Raw genomic sequence first — 21,608 nt, 5'->3', positions numbered from 1 at the left:
ACCGATGTCTATGCTGCATCCTCCCCGCTTCGAACTCCAGGCGCGCGAAGGCAACCACCTTTGCCTCACCAGCACGACGGGTGCTGCGATTGAACTCTTCGTGCTGGAACAGGACATCGTCCGCGTGCTGGTGCTGCCGCACGGAAAGCTGCGTGGTGCGGCCACCTGGGCGATTGCGCCGGGCGGCGACGATACGCCCTTTGAAGGGCGCGACCGGCGTGACCTGAGCGGCTTCACGCTGCCGTCGTTCGAACTGCAGGCTGATACGGACACACTGCGCCTGCAGACCGAAAAGATTCGCTTGACCGTCGCGCTGGCCGGCGGCCGATGCACGTGGGAGATACTGCGGGGCGGGCATTGGCAACCCGCGCTGGCGGACCGTGCGACCCAGGCGTACAACTTCGGATTCTGGGACGATCAGGTCTATCACTACGTGCGGCGCGAGCCGGGCGAGATGTACTTCGGCCTGGGTGAGCGCGCGGGTGCGTTGAACCGGGGGAGCCAGCGCTACGAGATGCGCAACATCGACGCCATGGGCTACAGTGCACGCACAACCGATCCGCTATACAAGCACATTCCGTTCTACCTGACGTGGCAACCCGACAGTGCGACAGGTTTCGGCCTGTTCTACGACACGCATTCGGACTGCAGCTTCGATCTCGGGCGTGAACTCGACAACTACCACGGCCCGTACCGCTATTTCGTCGCGCACCACGGCGATCTCGACTATTACTTCATTGCATCGCCCGACACGCCGCTCGACGCCGTTCGCCGTTTCACATGGCTGACCGGACGGCCCGCCTGGATGCCAAAGTGGGGACTGGGCTATTCGGGTTCGACGATGACCTATACCGATGCACCGGATGCGCAGGAGCGCATGGGGGAATTTGTCGAGCGCTGCCGCGAACACGATATCTTGTGCGACTCGTTTCACCTGTCGTCCGGATACACATCGATCGGCGACAAGCGCTATGTCTTCAACTGGAACCAAAGCAAATTCCCGGATGTACGCGGATTTGTCGACGGCTATCTTAAGAATGGCATCCGGCTGTGCGCGAACATCAAGCCCTGCCTGCTGCGGGATCATCCCGAGTTTGCCGAGGTGGAGAAGGCCGGCCTGCTGGTCCGTGCCGCCAGCGGTGAGCCGGCTTGGGTGCAGTTCTGGGACGAAGTCGGCGCCTATCTTGATTTTACGAATACGGACACGGTTGCGTGGTGGAAATCGCGCGTCAAGAATGCGCTGCTTGACTATGGTGTCGCGGCCACCTGGAACGATAACAACGAATTCGAGATCTGGACGCCGGATGCGATGGCGAACGGGTTCGGCAAGCCTTATCCGGTGCGCGAGGAAAAGGTCCTGCAAACCTTGCTGATGATGCGGGCGTCGCGCGATGCACAGCGCGAGCACGCGCCATCGGTTCGGCCGTTCCTGGTGTCCCGGGCTGGTGGCGTCGGCATGCATCGCTACGTGCAGACCTGGTCCGGAGACAACTACACGTCGTGGGAGACCCTTCGCTACAACATCAAGATGGGGCTTGGTCTTGCGCTGTCGGGCGTTTCGAATATCGGCCACGACATCGGCGGATTTGCCGGACCGGCGCCATCCCCGGAGTTGCTGGTGCGCTGGGTGCAGTTCGGCGTCTTCATGCCGCGCTTCAGCATCCACTCGTGGAACGACGACGCCACGGTGAACGAGCCCTGGATGTACCCGCACGCGACTGCGAAAATCTCGGCGCTGATCAAGCTGCGTTACCGCTTGATTCCGTACCTCTATGAGCTGCTGTGGCAATCGACGCATGCCTACGAACCGGTATTGCGTCCAACGTTCGCCGAGTTCCCGGCTGATCGCCAGTGTTATGCCGACAACGACGACATGATGCTGGGCACATCGCTACTGGTTGCGCCGGTTGTCGACGAGGGCCGGACATCGCGTGACGTTTACCTGCCGGCCGGCGCGCGCTGGGTGTCCTACTGGAGCGGTGAAGCTTTCGACGGCGGGCAGGCCGTCACGCTACCCGCTCCTTGGGAGCAGCCGGTCATGCTGATCCGCGAGGGCGGGGTGATCGCGCTCAACGTGGCCGAGCAACGCTTCGACCGGCGTGCCGATCGGCGCGGTTTCCTGGTTGTGCCCGTTGGCGGCAGCGGCGAAGCGAGTGGTGGCTGCATTGAAGACGACGGCGAATCCGAAGCGTGGCGCCATGGCGAGCAGGGCCGTTGGAACATCCGCACGGCGTCGGATGCACACACCGTCACGCTCTTCATCACGCGTGCGGGGCGCATGCCCGCGCAACAACCGGATACCGTCGAGATTTTCCTGCCGGAGGGCGAAGCGCGACAGGTACAGACCCCGCAAGCTCGCATTCTTGAAGAGGCCGTTGCAGGCGGCTGGCGTCAACTGACCCTGCAAGTGCAAGCCTAGCCCTTGCGCACGGCTGCAGGCGCGTCGAAGCCGAGCCACGGTAAATCCGGTTCGACGCGCGGATACCTGCTGTTGGAGACAACCGACAAAGAGACAAGAAAGATGAGAACCACTCGACCCTCCTTTTCCGTGAAGCCCCTCTGCGCATGCGTTGCGCTGCTGTCTGCCGGGGTTTCCTCGCATGCTTCGGCGCAAAGTTCTGTCACTCTGTATGGCGTTGTCGATACGGCCTTCGCCTATTCGAGCAATCAGGGCGGTCATTCGAACGTATATATGAGTCAGGGAAATCTGCTGGCCAGCAAGTTCGGGCTGTATGGCACTGAAGACCTGGGGGGCGGTACGCAAGCCCTGTTCCGGCTGGAGAGCGGGTTCAACTCCGCCACGGGCGCCCAGAGCGCGGCCGGCTATATGTTCAACCGGTTGGCGTTTGTAGGCTTGGGCAACAAGGGCTACGGCACGCTGAGCGTCGGCCGCCAATACACGCCTTACTTCCAGTATGTGGCGGCCCTGGGCCCGACCAACGTGCTGACCGGTGCCACCGGCGCGCACCCCGGCGATGTTGATGCGCTCGACACCACGCTGCGCTTCAATAACTCGCTGACCTACACGCTGCCCACGTTCGGCGGCGTGCAGGCAAGCGTGCAGTACGGGATGGGCGAGCAGCCCGGCAACATTTCCGGCGGCAGCAGCCTGAGCGCCGCGATACGCTATGACTATCAGGCGTTCGCCTGGTCCGCGGGCTACATCCACCTCAAGGACATCCCGACCAGCAAGTCGATCGGGACGTTCGCCAACAACTCGCCGGTCAACAGCGGTTACGCGTCAGCACAGAGCGCACAGTTGATTGCCACCGCTGCACGCTATACCTTCGGCAAGCTGATGGTTGGCCTGAACTATTCGAACGTTCAGTACAAGCCGGGTGCGGCGTCCTTTTTCACGCAGGCAGCGGTGTTCAACAACTACGGCATCATCTCCACTTATGCCTTGACGCCGGCGATCACCGTGGCGGCCGGTTTTAGCTACACAGCCGAGAAGGCGCGAAACGGCGTGAGCGACCCGGCGCGTTACAGCCAGTTCTCGATGGAGCAGACGTACGCGCTGTCAAAGCGTACCGTGTTCTACATGATTCAGGCGTATCAGAAGGCCAATGGCAAGACACTGCGTACTGTGGGTTCCGGCGCCACCGCGCAGACGTCCATCGCAGACGCAGTCGCCTCGGTTGGCGATTCACAGAACGCAACGCCTTCGTCGGGGTCCAGGCAGTTTGTCGGCATGATCGGCATTCGCCACGTTTTCTAAGATCCCTCATGAGAGTGGGTATGGTGAACGCATCCGTGAATCCGAATGTTGAGCGAGTCACCGCAGAGCATTTAGACTTTACGAACACCCGTCCGATGTTCAAAACGCATTGATCGAGATCCATGATGTCTCATTCCTCTGACGACCCACTCGCGGGTGTCACCACGCATTGCCACCGTATTCTACTGACCGGTGCTGGGGGCAAGCTTGGCAGAATCCTGCGCAGCCGACTCAAGCGCTATGCCGACATCGTGCGTCTATCCGACATCGCCGAACTCGGATCCGCCCTCGCGCAGGAGGAGGTCATGCGATGCGATCTGGCGGATGGCGCCGCCGTGCATGCGCTGGTCGAAGGCGTGGACGCTATTGTCCACATGGGCGGGGTTTCCGTGGAGCGTCCGTTCGAAGAAATCCTCCCTGCCAATATCCAGGGCACCTACAACATCTACGAAGCGGCGCGCCGTCACGGCGTGCGACGGGTAGTGTTTGCCAGCTCAAACCATGTGATTGGATACTACCGCCAGGGCGAAGTGCTCGACGCGAATGTTCCGTTGCGACCGGATGGCTACTACGGTGTCAGCAAGGCGTTCGGCGAGCAGTTGTCGCGTTTTTACTTCGACCGTTACGGCATCGAGACCGTATGCTTGCGTATCGGTTCGTCGTATCCAGAGCCCGCGGACCGCCGCATGCTGGTGACCTGGCTCGGCTATGACGACCTTGAGCAATTGATTTGCCGTGCGATATTCGTGCCGAAAATCGGTTACGCCATTGTCTATGGCGCGTCCGCCAATCGCGAAACATGGTGGGACAATCGGCACGCTGCGGGGCTGGGCTTTGCGCCGGTGGAGTGCTCCGAGCCGTTTCGCAGCAAAGTGGAATCGGCCCCGCCATTGCCTGTCGACGATCCAGCAGGCTGGTACCAGGGCGGCGCCTTCGTCAATGCCGGCCCGTTCGGAGACTGAACGCATGGGTACCCCGATCAGGAGGGTTGGGGAGATGCGCCCCGGGCATTCCAGAGACCGTCCCACATCGGTCGGATTACCGCGCTAGCATCGGTTGATGCCACGGATGCCACGGATGCCACGGGTGCCACGGGTGCGACGGTCGACTCGCTGGAACTCGCCAGGGAGAAGCGGATCCCGCATTGAGTCGCGCCTCACAATTCAACAGCCCGACTCTCAGTCAGATCGAGTCTCGGCTGGTACAGCCGATTCGGCATCTTCCAAGGCTGACGACCACCGTAGCCGCATCCCGGTTCGTGCCCACTGGCTTACGCAGTCCACGGCGTTGAAGTGATACGCCGCCGCGGCGGCCGCGAAGGTTGCCCCGATCATGCCAGCGTCTCGGTGCCCTCGAGTATGGCGTGCATCTGCGCAATGGTGCGGATTCTTGTTTCGTTCAAGTCGATGACCATCCGGTCATGATCGCCCATCCCCGCTATCCAGCCGCCCATCAGCTGTCGACTCCGAACTTGCCTTGTTTCACCGAGGCGCATCTTCCGATGGAAACGCGACGGATATCCGCTCTCCAGGCTCCCTCGTCGTTGGACGGCGCTATCCAATTGTTTCTCTGAAAAACAAGAATTTTCTTGGGTTTATTTTTTTTAATGCGATCTATGATTTGGTCACCGTCGAGTGGCCTCAGTGCCATTGCGTTTCTTTCCGTGACTGCATCTGGCGTGTAGTGCGTCAGGCAGTGTGCGGTTCGATTCGGAAGCCGGTGCATTGGTCCCCTGTGGACCTGCATTTAAACCGGGGTGAATCTATTCGTTTGATTCATTGCCCCAATTACCAACGGAAGAAGGAAATCACATGAAGCGTACTATTCTCGGGAAACGTACCATTCTCGGTTCTCTCGCAGCCGGCTGTGTGGTCATGGCCGCCATGGCTCCCTCGTTGTCGCATGCGTTCGACGGCCAGCTGGACTTCACCGGCTCCATCACGGACGTCACCTGTACCATCAACGGCAAGCCGCCCGGGCCCAACAATCGCACCACCGTGGATCTGGGCCGCGTGGATCCCATCATCTTCACGGGCATTGGCGTTAAATCCCCCGCAGTACCGTTCAGCCTGGTACTGGGCGGCGGCACGGCCTGCAAGGATAAAACGAAGGCCTCCATCTCCTTTGATACGGGCTCCGCCAACATCGATCCCACCACCGGCAACCTGATCCTGCAGGGCACCGCAGCGGCGAAGGGCGTGCAGATCGAGATCAGCGACAACGGCAACAAGGCCACCGGCAAGATCCCGCTGCACCTGGCTCAGACAAGCCCGCAGGTGGCCACGATCACGGACAACACCGCAACGCTGACCTACAGCGCAGCCTATGTCCAGACCGCCGCCGCCGTCACGGCGGGTGCGGGTAACTCGTTCATCCGCTACACGATGGCCTACTACTAAATCGAGCCAGGTTTAATTGCCAGGAATGCCATGACGTCGGTCGCTCGCATCTCTTCACTTCTTGCCGCCGGTGTCGTGGCGCTCGCCGCCTGCGCCAGCGTGGCGCAGGCTTCCATCGTCATACAGGGTACGCGACTGGTATTCCCGTCCGATGCCCGCGAGGTTACCGTCAGGCTGAACAACATCGGCAGCGAGCCTGTTCTCGTGCAGAACTGGCTGGACGATGGCCAGGCGGACATGCCGCCCGAGAAAGTCCGGGTTCCCTTCATGCTCTCGCCGGCGGTTGGCCGGGTGGAGCCGAGCAAGGGCGCGGTGCTGCGCATCGTCTATACGCAGGAACCACTGCCGGCCGACCGCGAGACGGTGTTCTGGCTCAATGTGCTGGAGGTGCCCTCGAAGAAGGAGGACGCCGAGAATGCGCTCCTGTTCGCCTTCCGCAGCCGTATCAAGGTCTTCTTCCGGCCTGTGCAACTGACGGACGTCGATGCCGCTCCCGGCAAGCTTGCCTGGAGGCTGGTCACCGTGGATCGCCAGGAGCCGGGTGGAAAGACGGCGAAGCAGCTTGCCGTTGAGGTCAGCAACCCTACGCCCTACCACGTTTCCTTCGGCCGGGTCGACGCCAGGCTGGAGGGCAAGTTTGTCTCCGCGGGTGGTGGCATGGTGGCCCCGCTCAGCAAGGAGACCTTTGTCCTGCCCGAAGCAAAGCCCGGAAATCACCCCGGTGCCCTGGTCCGATACGAAGTCATCAATGACTACGGTGGCCGGTACACGGAAGAGAAGGCATTGGCAAATTAGCCGCTAAGCACTCCTGTCCCGATTCCTTTCACTGTGTCTGTTGTGCGGCGGCCTCCAGCTATCCGCAGATAGGACAAATTCGTCGGTCTATGCAATCTTCAGTTCGCCTTGCTCAACCCGCTGGCCCGACTCGTGCCGGCAGTGTGGCTGCGTCGCCGATCTCCAGGCCGGGGCGCCTTGCGCCTCGCCTGATCGGCGCCGTGGCGGCGATCGCGATGTCGCCTACCGCCTGGGCGGCGGCGACCGTTGTGGGCGGGCAGGGCACGGGGACGCGCCAGCCCATGGATCTCGGGGCCCAGATTGGCGAAACCCTGGCGCAGAAAGGCAATGAGGCGCAGGACGGCGACCCGGAGCGCACGCGAAATGCCGGCAGCGATGAAAACGGTTCCGCGCCCGAGCCGCGGCTGCTGTCCGCCCTGGACGAAAAACGGGTGATATTCGACTCCTACATGCTGGCACAGGGCGCCGAGGGCATGACGATCGATACCAGCCGTTTCGAGCGGCTGGATATCGTCGCACCGGGCAAGTACCGCGTCGAACTGCATGTCAATGGCCAATGGCGCGGCACCGAGGATATCGAGTTCCGGCAGGTTGCGGGCCGGGAAAGCGCGCAGGCATGCTACGACCGCGATCTGCTCATTCGCGCAGGTGTCGATCTGAACAAGAGCGCGCGCGGCCAGGATCCCGCACGGCCCCCCAACCCGATGCCGGAAGGCCTGGTCTGTGCCGACATCGGCAACTATGTTCCCGGCGCCGAACTCAAGTTCGACCAGGCGGAGCAGGCGATCTATGTTTCCGTGCCGCAATACTATCTGCGGCTGACCACATCGAAGAACTATGTCGATCCGCAGCGTTGGGACAGTGGCGTTCCGGCGCTGCTGCTCAACTACAACACCAATATCTTCACCACGCAGAGCCAGGGACGCAACACCACCCAGGCCTACGCGGGCCTGAACCTCGGGGCAAACCTCGGGCCGCTGCGATTGCGCCACAACGGCTCGGTGACCTGGTCGGCGCCGACTGGCGCGCGCTATCAGCGTGGCTATATCTATGGCCAGACCGATCTGCCCGAGCTGCGCTCGCAAGTACTGGTCGGCGAGAGCTCGACCAGTGGCGAGCTGTTCGATTCGGTGTCTTTCCGCGGCGCGCAGATCTTCAGCGACGACCGCATGCTGCCTGAGACGCAGCGCTACTACGCACCTGTGGTGCGCGGTACCGCCGCCTCGAACGCCCGCGTCTCGGTCCACCAGCGCGGCTTCCTGGTCTACGAGACCACCGTGGCACCGGGGCCGTTCGAGATCAATGACCTGCAGGTTGCCAGCTACGGCGGCGACCTGCAGGTGACCGTGACAGAGGCCAACGGGCAGGCGCGTACCTTCCTGGTGCCCTTTGCCACCACCGTGCAATTGTTGCGGCCCGGCGTCACGCGCTACAGCGTGACCGCGGGCAGGGCTAGCGACCCCTCTCTGCAAGGCAGTGGACAGTACGTCCTGCAGGGCACACTGCAACACGGCATCAACAATATGGTCACCGGCTACGGTGGTGTGGCCTTCGCCAGCAACTATGTGTCCGGGCTGCTGGGCGGGGCGCTCAACACGCGCTTCGGTGGCTTTGGCGCCGACGTCACGTGGGCCAGGGCCACCGTGCCAAACGGCGATAGCCTGCGTGGCTCCAGCTTCCGTATTTCTTACAGCAAGAATTTGCCGAACAGCGGTACCAGCTTCTCGCTGCTGGCGTACCGCTATTCCACGCGCGGCTATCTTGGCCTGCGCGATGCGCTGATGCTGCACGATGCCGTCGAGCGCGGCGCGGCGGCCGATTCGTTCGCGCGCACGCGCAGCAGAGTGGATGCCAATATCAGCCAGCAGCTCGGCGCGAGCGGCGGCAATGTCTACCTCAACGGCTCTTCGCTCCAGTACTGGAACCAACGTGGCCAGGCGCTCAGTTTCACGCTGGGCTATAGCAACCAGTGGCGCGGCAACACCTATTCCGTGTCCGTGCAGCGCGTGCAGAACGCGGGGGGCGGTGGGGCCTTGTATGGGGGAGCGAGCAGCGGCAACAGCACGCTGGTCAGCCTCAACCTGTCGATTCCACTAGGAAAGTCCGCCCGCGGCGCTCCCGTCCTGAACAGCTTCGTCACGCACGACGACAGTGCCGGCACGCAGGTTTCTTCCGGCGTTTCGGGGATCATCGACCAGCAGGGCAAGGGCTCGTACTCGCTCTCCGGCACTTATGACGACCGGCGCAATGCCGCCTCGGGCAACGCCAGCATCAACTGGCGCCTGCCCGACGTCACGCTGGGTGCCAGCATTGGCCAGGGTCAAGGCTATCGGCAGGCATCGGCCAGCGCGCAGGGCGGCCTGGTCGTTCACCCGGGCGGCATTTCCATGGCACAGACCCTTGGCGAGACCATCGGCGTGGTCCATGCGGCGGATGCCCAGGGCGCCCGGGTCGGCTACGGCGGCGCCAGCGTGGACCGGCGCGGCTACGCGGTCGTGCCCAGCCTGATCCCTTATCAGTTGAACAGCATCGATGTCGATCCCAAGGGCATCCCCGACGACGTCGAACTGAAGGTGACCTCGCGCAGTGTTGCGCCGCGCGCTGGCTCGGTGGTGATGCTCACCTACGAAACCCGCAGGGCGCGCGCCGTGCTCATCAATAGCCGCATGCCCAATGGCGAACTGCTGCCCTTCGCTGCCACCGCCATCGATGCCGAAGGCGGCATGGCGATCGGCGCCGTGGGCCAGGGGAGCCGCCTGGTGGTGCGCGCCGAGAAAGACCGCGGCTCGATCCGCGTCGAATGGGGCAAGAAGCCGGAAGAGCGCTGCGTGATCGACTACACGCTCCCCGCGCGCGTGCAGGGGAAACGCAGCGGCTACGAAATGCTGGACCTGCCGTGCCTTCCATTGCAGGCCGGTGGCGTGGGCAGCAAAGAGCTGGCCGCGCGTCCGTGAAGCCGAAGCAACCCGGAGCCGGGCCACTGTGCGGTGCCAAGACGGCGGCGCCAGGCAATCCGGCCGGCATGCTGAACGAGGGGAGGCTGAGCCGCATGACCCATCCGATCATCCCGGGCAGAAGCGATCGCAGGCCGCGTTGCGAGCGGCCGTGGCGCGGCGCTGGAGCCATGCTGGCGTTGCTGCTGTGCCTGGCGCCGGCCGGGGCGCTGGCGGCGTTGTCGATCATCGGCACCCGCTTCGTCTACCCCGCCGATCTGTCGGAGCTGAGCGTGAGGCTGCGCAATGCGGGCGACAGCCCGATCCTGGTCCAGGCCTGGCTGGACCAGGGAGAGGTCAATGCCGATCCGGCCCGGCTGAGCGTGCCCTTCATCTTGTCGCCGCCGTTGCTCAGGCTGGACCCGGGGCGCAAGACGGTGCTCCGGCTGCGCTACACCGGCGAGCCGCTGCCGGGGGATCGCGAGTCGGTGTTCTGGATCAATTTTCTGGAGGTGCCGCCGCTGGCCGGGGACAGCGCCAGTCTGCTGCGCCTGTCTTACCGCACGCGCATGAAGCTGCTGTTCCGGCCGGCGGGATTGCCTGGCACTGCGGACGAGGCCATCGGGCAGGTGACATGGGCGTTCGGCAGGCAAGGCATGGCGGGCGGCGCCGTCCTGGAAGCCACCAACCCTACGCCTTACCACGTGTCGCTAGCGCGGATGGAAGTCGGGCGCGGGGGCGCCTCGGTGGAGCTGGACGGCCAGACCATTGCGCCGCTTGGCGTCACGCGGTTCACGCTGCCCGGCTTGAAGGGCGCCGCCTCGGACGAGGCGGTGGTGCATTACGAAGCCGTCAGGGATAGCGGCGAGCTGATCGTCGGCAATGCAAACGTCAAAAGGTAGTTTCGACGCGGGTCGATGGGTGGCTCGATGAGGAAGTCCAACGCCATCGGGCTGAGAGCGGCGCATGCACATCGATTGGGCCGCTCGTGAAATGAATGGATTGCCATGGGAAGAAATCAAGTGACTGCTGGTCGTGAAAATTTTGTCGATGTCGATGTCGATGTCGATGCGCATGCCCGCCGGGCGGTCGGTGACCGGGCCGCGCGCCGCGCCTTCGGGCTGCGAGCCTGCGGCGTTGGCCTGATGTTGCTGCTGCCGGTCGCGGGGCATGCGCAGGTGCCCGGTGCGCCCAATGTATCCAATGCGCCAAACGTGGCGAATGTGCCCAGCATACCCAGGGCCGGGCAGACCATGCGCGATCTCGAGACCGTGCGCCCGGAACTGCCTGCGCCGTCCAGTCTGGAGCTGGACCTGCCCAAGGCGGGTGAGCGCACCGCGCCCGCCGCCTCCGCCGATCCGGGGGTGCGCCTGAAGGTGCAGGGCTTTCGCATCGACGGGAACAAGGTGTTCGACTCGGCGCAACTGCTGCCCTTGCTGGGCGACCTGAACGGCAGCGAGCAGGACCTCGCAGGCCTGCGCGCGGCGGCGGACCGCATCACCGCGTATTACCACGCGCATGGCTACCTGCTGGCGCGCGCCTTCCTGCCGCCGCAGGATATCGAAGACGGCATGGTCCGGCTCGAAGTGATGGAAGGCAGTTACGGGCGGATCGTGCTGCAGAACAAGTCGCGCGCGTTTGACGGCGTGCTGCGCCAGCCGCTGTCGAGGCTCAGGAGCGGCGAGGCGGTGCATAGCGCGGAACTGGAAAGCAGCCTGCTGCTGCTCAACGATATCCCCGGCGCCGAGGCCAAGGCCACCTTGCAGTCCGGCACCGAGCCCGGTACCACCGACCTGCTGGTCGAGGCGGAGCCCGGGCCGCTGGCCGGCGGCAGTCTGGAGGCGGACAACTATGGCGGCTACTACACCGGCGAGTACCGCCTGGGCGGCAGTTTCTACCTCAACAACCCGTTGCGGCTTGGGGACCAGCTGAGCCTGCGCGTGCTTGGCAGCGACAAGCGCCAGCGCTACTACCGCGCCGGCTACCAGTTGCCGGCCGGCCCCTGGTCCACGCGCGTGGGCGTGTCGTATTCGGATATGGGCTATCACCTCGGCAAGGATTTCGCGGTGCTGGAAGCGCACGGCCGCGCCAGCATCCGCAGCGTCTTCGTCTCGCAGCCGCTGCTGCGCGGCCGCGCCTTCAACCTGAGCGCCCAGCTGCAGTACGACGACAAGCGGCTGCGCGACGAGATGGATCTCTTCGAAACCAACGTCGGCAAGCGCGTGGGGCTGTGGACCGCTGGCGTGAACGGCAACGGCCAGGACAACGTATTCGGCGGCGGCCAGACCATGTTCTCGGCGAGTTACAGCACGGGACGGCTTCGCATCGACGATCCGCTCACCGAGTTCATCGACCAGATCAGCGCGAGAACCGGCGGCAGCTTCAGCAAGATGAACCTGAGCGCGGCGCGCCTGCAGCGCCTGAGCAATCGCTTCCAGCTCTATGCCCAGGCCAATGCGCAATGGGCGTCCGGCAACCTGGACGGCTCGGAGAAGTTCGGCATGGGCGGGCCCTATGGCGTGCGCGCCTACGCGCTCGGCGCCGGCAGCGGCGACCAGGGCTGGCAGGCCAGCCTGGAGTTGCGCTACGCGGTGGCCCCTGGCTGGCAGTTGAGCGCCTTCGTGGACAAGAGCGTGGTGGACATCAACAAGCAGCCCTGGACCAGGGAGCGCAATACGCGCCGGTTGACGGGGGCGGGCATCGGTGGCGCCTGGGCCGGGCAGGGACATCAGATCAGCCTGGCGCTGGCCTGGCCGGTGGGCCAGCGCGATGCAAGCGGGGGGCCGGTGCGCAGCCCCAGGTTTTGGGTTCAGGGCGCGCAGTACTTCTGAGCGTGCCGTGGACCGTGTCGGTGCAGTACCCGTGCTGCCGGGATGAATGCAGCTTTCTCAATAACAAGGAAAGAGGTCAATATGAATAAAAGCTATGCACTGGTCTGGAATCAGGCCCAGGGATGCTGGAACGTCGCCAGCGAGGGGGCTCGCCGCCGCGGCAAGTCTGGCGGTGCCAGGCGCGTGATTGCCGCCGCCGTGGCACTGTTGGGGCTGGGGGCGCTTGCGCCGGCGCATGCCTTGCCGACCGGCAACGTGATCGTATCGGGCACTGGCAATGTCGCGTCCTACAACAATGGCCGGGACATGTCGATCAACCAGTCGAGCGACAAGCTGATCATCAACTGGAATGGGTTCAGCATTAACGCGGGGGAGAAGGTCTCCTTCAACCAGCCCGACAGCAACTCGATCGCGCTCAACCGCGTGGTCTCTGCGAACGCCAGCAACATCCAGGGCCAGATCGATGCCAATGGCCGCGTCTTCCTGGTCAACCCCAACGGGATGGTGTTCGGGCAGACCGCCCAGGTCAACGTGGGCGGCCTGGTGGCCTCGACGCAGGACATCAGCAATGCGGATTTCAATAGCGGGACCTACCGCTTTGCCGGCGGCGCGGGTGCATCGATCATCAATTCCGGCCGGATTACCGCCGCCCCGGGCGGCAGCGTGGCGCTGCTGGGCAGGACGGTGAACAACACTGGCCTTATCCAGGCGCAGATGGGCCGGGTGGCGCTAGGCGCCGGCAATGACTTCACCGTGAGCTTCGACGCCAGCAACCTGCTCAGCCTGAAGGTGAATGACGGCCTGGTGGGCTCGCTGGTGCAAAACGGCGGCCTGCTCAAGGCCGACGGCGGCCAGGTGCTGATGACGGCCCGTGCCGCGGGCAGCTTGCAGCAGGCGGTGGTGAACAATACCGGCATGATCGAGGCCAAGACCTTGCAGGGCAATTCCGGCAAGATCACGCTGGACGGCGGCAGCGCCGGCGTCGTGCGCGTGGCCGGCAGCCTGAACGCCAGCGCGATGGCCGGCCCGGGCAACGGCGGCACCATCGAGACCCGCGGTGCGGATGTGCAGGTGCAGTTGGCCACCCAGGTCAACACCCAGGCCAATAACGGGCAGACAGGCACCTGGAAGCTCAGCGCGATGGATATCAACGTCGGCCAGACCGCTGCCAGTGGCGAAAATACCGCGTTCAGCGATACGCTCTCGCGCAACCTCGGCACCACCAATATCGAGCTGGCCAGCACCGTCGGCAGTGTTTCGGTCAACGCGCCGATCAGCTGGAACAGCGGCAACAAGCTGACGATGGCCTCGGCTGGCGATGTCAATGTGAATGGAGCGCTGAGCGCCACCGGGGTCAACGCCGGCGTGGCCATGACCGCGGGCAGCGCCAAGGATATCAACCTGAACAACAAGGTCACGCTCAGCGGGGCCGGCAACGGCCTGGAGTTGAACTATGGCCGTTCGCTGAACCTGAACAGCGGCGCGGTGGTCACCTTGTCCGGGACGGGAGCGTCGTTCAGGTCGAACGGCTTTTCCTATAACGTGATCCAGAACCTCGCGCAGTTGCAGGGCATCAACGACAATCTGGGCGGCTACTACGTGCTGGGCAACAAGATCAGCGGCGGCAGCTTGAAGTCGATCGGCGGCGACTACGGCACGTTCTACGGCACCTTCGACGGCCTGGGCAACACCCTGAACAATCTCTCGGTGACCAGCACCGGGCCTTTGTCCGGCCTGTTCTCGGCATCGTCCGGCAGCATCAGCAACCTCGGCCTGGCGGCGTTGACGGTCAACGCGACGTCGTCCAATGCCGGCGCCGCTGCGATGGGCGCGCTGGTCGGTCAGAACTCCGGCACCATCTCCAACGTCAACGCCACCGGCGTGCGCCTCACTAACAACACCGGGCGGGGCTATTCAATGGGTGGCCTGGTAGGGAAGAACCTGATCGACGGCTCCATCGACCGCGCTTCGGTGGACGCTTCCTGCCTGTCTGGCAGCGCCCTGACCCAGTCGATTGGCGGCCTGGTCGGTGAAAACGCGGGCAAGGTGACACGCAGCACGTCGAATGCCACCATCGGGGGGTACATGCAGCGCACGGCCATGGGCGGCGTGGGCGGCCTGGTCGGGCTGAACGCCGGGCCTAACGCCTATATCGCCGATTCGTCCAGCCGGGGCACCGTCGGCACTTCCTATGGCGGCCTGAACGTGGGCGGCCTGGTGGGCTACAACAACGGTGGCGTCATCGAGCGCGTCTTCTCCGCCGGTAACACAGGCGCTTCCGGCAACGCCGTGATCGGTGGCCTGGTTGGCCTCAACGACAGCGGCGGCCGGATTTCCGATGCCGACACCAGCGGCCGCGTAAACGGCAGCGGTGCCGCGGCCATCGGCGGCCTGGTCGGGCAGAACAGGAACGGTAGCCTGACCAATGTCAAGACCAGTGGCACCGTCACGGATTATTCCGGCATCGATGTGGGCGGCCTGGCCGGCAGCAACGAGGGTGGCACCATCTTCGGCGCGGAAGCCACCGGCGCCGTGATCGGCGGCACCAACAACCGCGTGGGCGGCCTGGTCGGCAGCAACTACAGCGGCACCATCCAGAGTTCGGTGGCGCGAGGCAAGACCACGGGCGGCAGCAACAGCCACACCGGCGGCCTGGTCGGCTACAACGGCGGCGACCTGCTGGCGGTGGAAGCGAGCGGCGAAGTCTATGCCGGTGCGAACAGCTTTGTCGGCGGCCTGGTCGGCACCAACGTCGCCACCAATGGAACCGCGATCGTGTCGGGCGTGGCCAGCGGCAACGTCAAGGGTGAAAGCCGCAGCGTGGTGGGTGGCCTGGTTGGCCAGAACCACGGTGCGGTCGCTGCCTCGTCGGCTTCCGGCACGGTGAGCGGTGGCAGCTATGTGACGATGGGCGGCCTGATTGGCCTGAATCAGGGCGAAGTCAATTACTCGACGGCGAGCGGCAAGGTCAGCTTCGTGCCGAACTACTCCCAGACCTATGGTGGCCTGGTCGGTGTGAACTTCAGCAGCATGCACGGCAACCGGGTTTCCGGCAATGCTGCCCTGCTGCCGCAGGCCGGCATCAACTACGGCACCATCGCTCAATAAGGTGCTGAAGCAGTCCACTGACCTGCCTGCCTAGCAGGCCCCTTGCATGCTGTGTTTCGGCATGGCATGCAAGGGCATTTCAATACCGCGCCATGGAACACAAGGACGGATATGCGTTGCTGGCGGCGCACACCGTGGATTTTGACGCCGCCTCGAAAGGCTGGGGAGACAGGGGTGGGGAGATGGAGAGCTGCATGAATACGAGTGTATTGCCTATTGCCGGGCAGCCGGGCAGCCGGATAGCCGGGAATTGCACGGGGGCGCGCCGATCGGCACGCCTGTTCTTTGCCGTGCTGATGCTGGGGCTGGCGAGCGGCAGCGCCCAGGCACAATTTGAGAACCGCGTGGCCACCAACTGCGCGAACCCCAATCCGCAAGAGATCCAGCCGTGGACGGTCACCAATCCCCTGACCAGCAGTACGGCCATCGGCACGATCCTGATGGAACGGCGGTTCGCATTGTCGACATCCTTCACCTTTGGTTCGACGCCGGCAGTGGACGCTCACGAGCTGGTCACGGGCGCCCACTGGGCAATGGGGTTCGGGCCGCCCATCGGTGCGGATGGCATTGTGCCAACGAATATTGACGGCATCGGCTTCAAGTGGGAAGCCCTATCGTCGGACGGTGTCGCCAGAACCCTGCGCAAGGAGACCGACCCGCTTGCCGTCGAGAAGATCAACGTGTTGCTTCAGCCCAATACGGGGATAAAGACCGGGTCCACCATCGCCAGCTACAAACAGTACCTGGTGCTGACCAAGGACCCGAATGCGCTCCCCCCGGGCGAGATCAAGGTGACCAATGTTGCGGGTGGTCTCCAGGTGACGATCCATGCGGCGGATTTTCTGAAGTCGTTGGGGGTAAGCCTGGGCAGCACGTTCCAGGTGCCCACCTTGGGCCCGGGATGCCATCAATCTGTTACCTACGACAGCACGGGCATGGTCGGCATTGGCGGCGGCCCTCCGCCCCCGATTCCGAACAAATGCGACGTGGTGGCCAATCAGATCATTCCGGTCGATCTGGGGAGTATTCCCATCGATCGGTTCAAGAGGATCAACGACACATCCCCGCCAAAGCACTTCGAGATCGCCCTGAGCAATTGCGCGGCCAACGCCAAGCCCACGATCAGCTTCAGGGACAAGGCCACGCCGCCCAATGCGGACAAGACGGTATTGCGGCTCAGCGCGCCGGGCGGGCAGAGCCTGGCCCAGGGGTTCGGCATCATCATGACGCGCGAGGATGGCAGCCGGGAGCGCATCTCCTATGGCGATCCGGGCGCGGCCAAGAAGTACGAGATGACGCTCGACAAACCGGGCAGGACAGCAAAGATCCCGCTGTCGGCGCAGTACATCCGCACCGGAGGCGACGCCGAGGTCAAGGCCGGTTACGCGGGAGGCTCCGCCGAATTCACGTTCACTTTCCCCTGATGATGGCGGCCAAAACCAGGTTGGCAACGCTGCGCGGGGAAAAGGACTATTGGCAGCGTGACAACGAAGTTTCCCCGACAGGCGACCACATCGACCTGTGGAACGGCGAAACACTCATGGCCGCGTCGCTACAGGGCCGGTTCAATAACTTCCTGCGCTTTACCGTGGGGCTTGGGTCGGCGTGGTACTCGGATTTAGGCAAATCGAAAAAGATCCTGCTGTGGGAAGTCGCATGACGCGTCTCGCTTGGTGTGTGGCTTTTATCGCCATGGCGCTGGTAGCGATGAGGCAGTCGGCTCTACTAGCCGCGAAATTGGCAGAGAAATACTCATGGCCGCTCATCGAGCAGTGGCACGGCTGTTGGGACATCGAGCATTGTTCGGTGTCATGGTGGGGCCAAGCCGCGATCGTCCTTTTTTTGGCCGGCCCTGCTGTGGCTTGGGCATCGGCGGGGTGGAAGTACTCGCGTCAGCCAACTGCTGCGAGGTTCGCTTGGACAATGCTCTCGCTGTTGGCAGGCACTGCCCTGTTCTATCTGGGGTACTACGCCTTGATTTGGTGACGTGGATAATGCATGGCCACCAACCATCGGCCGCATCTGGCAGGCCATGACAGCTTAGCGTGCAATATTTTCCGTTTTCTGAAGCGCCCCCGATGAGCATGATGCCGATCTCGTCGAACAGCTTTCGCGTCAGTTCATGCTGCGACGAGCAGGCGGCGAAACTTCAGCAGTGTGGTCGCGTCCGGCACCGCTTCGACTGCCAGGTCGATCCCGGCGATCGCCCGCATCCCCATGCTGTTGTACAGCGCCTCGTCCGACAGCCCGTACCACTGCTGAACGAAGTAAATTCGCAGCATTCGCTCCAGTCCGATCGGCGGCCGTCCACGTTTGCCCTTGGGGTAGTACGAGTACGACTCGACAGCCGCAATCTGGCGCGACCACGGCACCACGCTTTCCATCTCCGTCAGGAAGCGCTGGCGTCGCATCCCCCGTTTCTTGCCGTGGCTTTCCGCTTCCGTAAAACTGATCTGTCGCTTGGAAAGCGTTGATTCGGTGTTTTCTTCCCACCGATGGCGTAGCACTGTGACTTTTTGTAGCGGATGGTTTGGAGCGTACTTTGTGCCTCTATACTGCGCAGGTCGTTGCAAACACGGCGACCGGGTTTGACAGCCTGCTAAGAACGCGGACATGTGCCTCTATATGGCTTTTGTTCGTCTTGCCTTCGCGCGCCCCTTCGGGCGGGCCTGGGCGGGGGAGCTTTCGAGCTCACCGGTTCCTTCTTTCCGGCTGTCAACCCCATTTGACAGCGGGGAGCGGGTTGAAATCGCTTAAGTAGGAGGCACACCCATGCCCCAGTCTTCGCTCGCCCATCCCGGGCAGATCTCACCTCCCAAGCACGCCATCCTCTGCCAGCGCCTGCGCGCCTCCCAACGGAGGGCGCCCGATGCATAGGTATCCGCACTACAACATCACCGCCCAGCGCGCCGGGCGCGACACCTTTCTCACGGCCCACGCGCCTTCCGAAAGCCCGCTAAGCCTCGCCGCGGAAAAGACCGCGCAACTCAACGCGCTGCTTTCGGTGGCTGTCGAGAACGCTGCCGGCGGCTCCTTGTGCAACATCACCGAAGAGGCGCAGAGCCATCTGCTTTCGCTGGCGGCCGTGCTCGCACATGAAACGCTGGTGTTGAGCGAGTTGGCCGCGCAGGATGATGAGGGGGAGGGGGGGCGATGGATAATGGGTAGACCGCCAAGCGCGGAAGTAGGTGAAGTCCGGAGCCCGGAGCCGATCGGGGCGCTCAAATCTCGTCGTGTGCCAAGGTCTCGCGTGGATCCATTACAGCTTTCCTTAGCTGCCTGTCTGGCGTGAATTGGATAACAATCCGTTGTCAACCTCACGAGCTCAATGCGATCCATGCGAGCCATGGGTGCCTGGGTGTGATCAGCGGCTTTCGCCCACATCGTTCTGCGCAAACTGGACTGCAAGGCCGATCGCTCGTACTCTATATCCGTTCACCCGCCAGCCGCTCCCGGTCTTCTGCGGATGGTCGGGTCCAAACGGTATCGCCAGGATCCTGAGCCCCGCCCAGGGGATCTCACTGCGCGCCGATGGCAGCACGTCGATCAATATGTCGTCCCGATGCAAGCCACCCTGCGTTTCGGAGTAAGGCTGTGCGACGGCACCCCAATGGTGTAGCCAGGCACACAGATGCGTGGCGACCTCCCTCACGTCCGCGCGCACGTACACCACGCCAGGCCGTAGTTGAGGCGTCACGATATCCGGCGCATCGATGGACAACGAGAAGGGCAGCGTAGCCGAGAAGAGGCTTCCAAGCCCAGGCTCGCTTACCACCTGGATAGCGCCGCCCATCAACTGGGCAAGCCGATGGCAGATCGAAAGTCCGAGTCCCGAACTGGCTGTCGCCTGCCGGCTACCGCTTGCCTGATAATACGATTCGAAGATGTGCTCCTGGCTTTCCGCGGCGATGCCGATGCCGGTGTCCGCCACCTGCCACATCAGTTCGACGCCTTCCGGCCGGGTTGCCACCATCCGCGCGCGCAGCACCACCCGGCCCATCTGTGTGAACTTGATGGCGTTGCTCAAAAGGTTGTTCAGGATCTGGCGCACGCGAACGGCATCGCCAAGTACGCTCCCGGGAATGTCCGCATCGATACAGGCGTAGATGAGCAAGCCCTTGCGCTCGGCGCGTGCAGCGTACGAGCAAAGCGCGTCTTCCGTGAGGTCGAGCGGCGAGAAGGCCACCGGTTCGAGCATCAGGCTCCCGGCTTCGATCCTCGAGATGTCCAGCGTGTTATCCACCACCTGCAATAGCGAATCCGAGGACCTCTCGATGGCCTTGATGTACTCTCGCTGCTGCCCTGACGTGCCGCTCAAGGCCAGGAGCTCAAGTGTTCCCAGAATGCCAAAAAGCGGCGTGCGAATCTCATGGCTCATGGTTGTCAGGAAGACGGTCTTGGCCTCATTGGCGGCTTCCGCCCGTTGCATGGCTAGCTGCGTTGCTGCTTCCATTTCCTTGCGGGCCGTGATGTCGCTGAACGCGCAGATCACCACGTCTTCGCCTTGGTAGCGCGCTGACGCGAATGACACATAGACGCTGCGGCCGTCATGCAGCACCAGTTCGCGGCCGGTGCCTGGCTGGCGGTCCTTGGAAAGCGCGGCTTCGCGCCACGAGGCATCGGGATCAAACCAGCTTCGCGCCAATCCGTTGGCAAGTGGCACGTTGCCATCGCGGCGGCGAAGCACACACAATGCCACCGGTGCCGCCTCGATAATGGATCGGCTGAACGCTTCGCTTTCAATCAGGCTGTCGAATTGCCGCCGCGCCGGCAGCATCTGATTCCGATGGATATACACGATGCCGATGCCCATGCCGATGATCAGCAGAAGGAAGCCCCCCAGCGCCAGCCGGATAGCGGGCATGCACGCCTTCAGCAGCGCGCTCGCACGAATGAAATAAACCACACGCCAGCCGTCGTCGCCCACCGCCTTGCTGAGCGTGAGGTACTTGGGTATTGGGCCTATTCCGTATCGAATAAATGCATCCTCGCGCGTCATTCTTGCCAGATCACGTCTGAATTCGACATCTCCCGTGCTTTCGAGAACAACGTTATCGTGACGGTCCAGCAGCATATAGCTCAGGCCAGGCTTGGACAGCATGAGACCCGGCTCGACATTGTCCAACGCCAGTCCAAGCCAGCCGGCTGTCTTCTCGCCAGGATCGACCCGGCCAAACATATAAAGACGGTGATGGATACGATCACTGGCCCAGATAATCGACCCGGTGTCATCCGATTGCGCATGCCGCGCAACCAGCATGTTCGTCACCTCGGGCGAGAGAGCCTCCCGGATGCCACGGCGATCGCTCTCCAGTCCTGCCTGAGTGCTCCGGGACGCGCTCCAGTAGACCAGATGGGCGCCTGAACGCGCGATGGCATGCCTGTCCCGTTCAGTCACATACAAGGTCCAGCTCTTCCCAAGCTGCCGATCGATGGCGAGCGAAATCCCTTCGATGTGATGGGCCGCGCTTGTGGGCAACCGGACAGGCTCGCCGCTGCCTTCGGAGATGGAGTCGATCAGGGATCTCAGCAGTGAACTACGTCGCCCCAGGAACACCTGCGCGTTATACGCCGCGGCATTCATCTGGCGCCGATAGGCGGAAATACTCTTCTCGAATTGGGACTCCAGGTACAACACCGCGGCCATGCCCGCGCACAGCAGCAACGCCGCGGCGAGAAGATATAGCATCACAACGGCTACGCGCGGTGGCGATATCTTGACGCGACGGCGCCCAGCACGAAGTCGATGGAAATGCATGATCGAATAGTGCCGCCGATCGGAATGCTTTCCTATCGGACAATTCTCAATTTTCGATTTCCGCTG

13 protein-coding genes and 1 pseudogene are annotated in these 21,608 nt (G+C 63.3%); 12 read left to right on the top strand and 2 right to left on the bottom strand.

Annotated elements, in window-relative coordinates; genetic code table 11:
• The first annotated feature begins 4 nt into the window (after positions 1 to 4).
• The 11 genes from A9975_RS02610 to A9975_RS02560 all read left to right on the top strand — a co-directional run bounded on the left by A9975_RS02610 (position 5) and on the right by A9975_RS02560 (position 17,444).
• A complete protein-coding gene (locus tag A9975_RS02610) occupies positions 5 to 2,419 on the top strand; it encodes a TIM-barrel domain-containing protein (RefSeq protein WP_183031261.1) in 2,415 nt (804 codons plus the stop codon).
• 102 nt (positions 2,420 to 2,521) lie between these two features.
• Positions 2,522 to 3,718 (top strand): porin, encoded by a 1,197-nt coding sequence (locus A9975_RS02605; protein WP_183031351.1) that lies wholly within the window; start codon positions 2,522 to 2,524, stop codon positions 3,716 to 3,718.
• A gap of 122 nt (positions 3,719 to 3,840) precedes the next feature.
• A complete protein-coding gene (locus A9975_RS02600) occupies positions 3,841 to 4,680 on the top strand; it encodes an NAD-dependent epimerase/dehydratase family protein (protein ID WP_370563738.1) in 840 nt (279 codons plus the stop codon).
• 849 nt (positions 4,681 to 5,529) lie between these two features.
• Positions 5,530 to 6,117 carry a fimbrial protein gene (locus A9975_RS02595; RefSeq protein ID WP_183031260.1) on the top strand — a complete coding sequence of 196 codons (588 nt, stop codon included), beginning with the start codon at positions 5,530 to 5,532 and terminating at the stop codon, positions 6,115 to 6,117.
• Between the two features lie 30 nt (positions 6,118 to 6,147).
• A complete protein-coding gene (locus tag A9975_RS02590; RefSeq protein WP_183031258.1) occupies positions 6,148 to 6,912 on the top strand; it encodes a molecular chaperone in 765 nt (254 codons plus the stop codon).
• A gap of 215 nt (positions 6,913 to 7,127) precedes the next feature.
• Complete coding sequence (locus tag A9975_RS02585; RefSeq protein WP_183031256.1) at positions 7,128 to 9,866, top strand: fimbria/pilus outer membrane usher protein; 2,739 nt, start codon at positions 7,128 to 7,130, stop codon at positions 9,864 to 9,866.
• Between the two features lie 95 nt (positions 9,867 to 9,961).
• Entirely contained in the window at positions 9,962 to 10,747 is a 786-nt protein-coding gene (locus A9975_RS02580; protein WP_255503021.1) for a fimbria/pilus periplasmic chaperone, read from the top strand.
• A gap of 120 nt (positions 10,748 to 10,867) precedes the next feature.
• The gene (locus tag A9975_RS02575; RefSeq protein WP_370563735.1) at positions 10,868 to 12,676 is read left to right on the top strand and encodes a ShlB/FhaC/HecB family hemolysin secretion/activation protein; all 1,809 of its coding nucleotides are present in this window, start codon (positions 10,868 to 10,870) and stop codon (positions 12,674 to 12,676) included.
• A gap of 81 nt (positions 12,677 to 12,757) precedes the next feature.
• Positions 12,758 to 15,784, top strand: coding sequence for a filamentous hemagglutinin N-terminal domain-containing protein (locus A9975_RS02570; RefSeq protein ID WP_183031254.1), 3,027 nt, complete (start codon positions 12,758 to 12,760; stop codon positions 15,782 to 15,784).
• Positions 15,785 to 15,876: 92 nt separating this feature from the next.
• Entirely contained in the window at positions 15,877 to 17,208 is a 1,332-nt protein-coding gene (locus A9975_RS02565) for a fimbrial protein (protein ID WP_255503020.1), read from the top strand.
• Positions 17,208 to 17,444 carry a hypothetical protein gene (locus A9975_RS02560; RefSeq protein ID WP_183031253.1) on the top strand — a complete coding sequence of 79 codons (237 nt, stop codon included), beginning with the start codon at positions 17,208 to 17,210 and terminating at the stop codon, positions 17,442 to 17,444. Before A9975_RS02565 ends, A9975_RS02560 begins: the two co-directional genes overlap by 1 nt.
• A gap of 420 nt (positions 17,445 to 17,864) precedes the next feature.
• Here the strand turns inward: A9975_RS02560 and A9975_RS02555 are convergent.
• Positions 17,865 to 18,195: pseudogene (locus A9975_RS02555) on the bottom strand (transposase); the annotation flags it as partial.
• A gap of 458 nt (positions 18,196 to 18,653) precedes the next feature.
• Here A9975_RS02555 and A9975_RS02550 point away from each other — a divergent pair.
• Positions 18,654 to 19,076: a hypothetical protein gene (locus A9975_RS02550; protein ID WP_370563732.1), complete on the top strand. Its 423-nt coding sequence runs from the start codon at positions 18,654 to 18,656 to the stop codon at positions 19,074 to 19,076.
• A gap of 72 nt (positions 19,077 to 19,148) precedes the next feature.
• On the opposite strand, the gene A9975_RS02545 is transcribed toward A9975_RS02550, so the two are convergent.
• Complete coding sequence (locus A9975_RS02545) at positions 19,149 to 21,473, bottom strand: ATP-binding protein (protein ID WP_183031252.1); 2,325 nt, start codon at positions 21,471 to 21,473, stop codon at positions 19,149 to 19,151.
• Positions 21,474 to 21,608 lie beyond the last annotated feature (135 nt).

The organism is Cupriavidus sp. UME77 (genome assembly GCF_014170355.1).
Taxonomy (GTDB): Bacteria; Pseudomonadota; Gammaproteobacteria; order Burkholderiales; family Burkholderiaceae; genus Cupriavidus; species Cupriavidus basilensis.
Note: the sequence above shows the minus strand (reverse complement) of the source record. Positions and strands in the feature narration are given on the sequence as shown.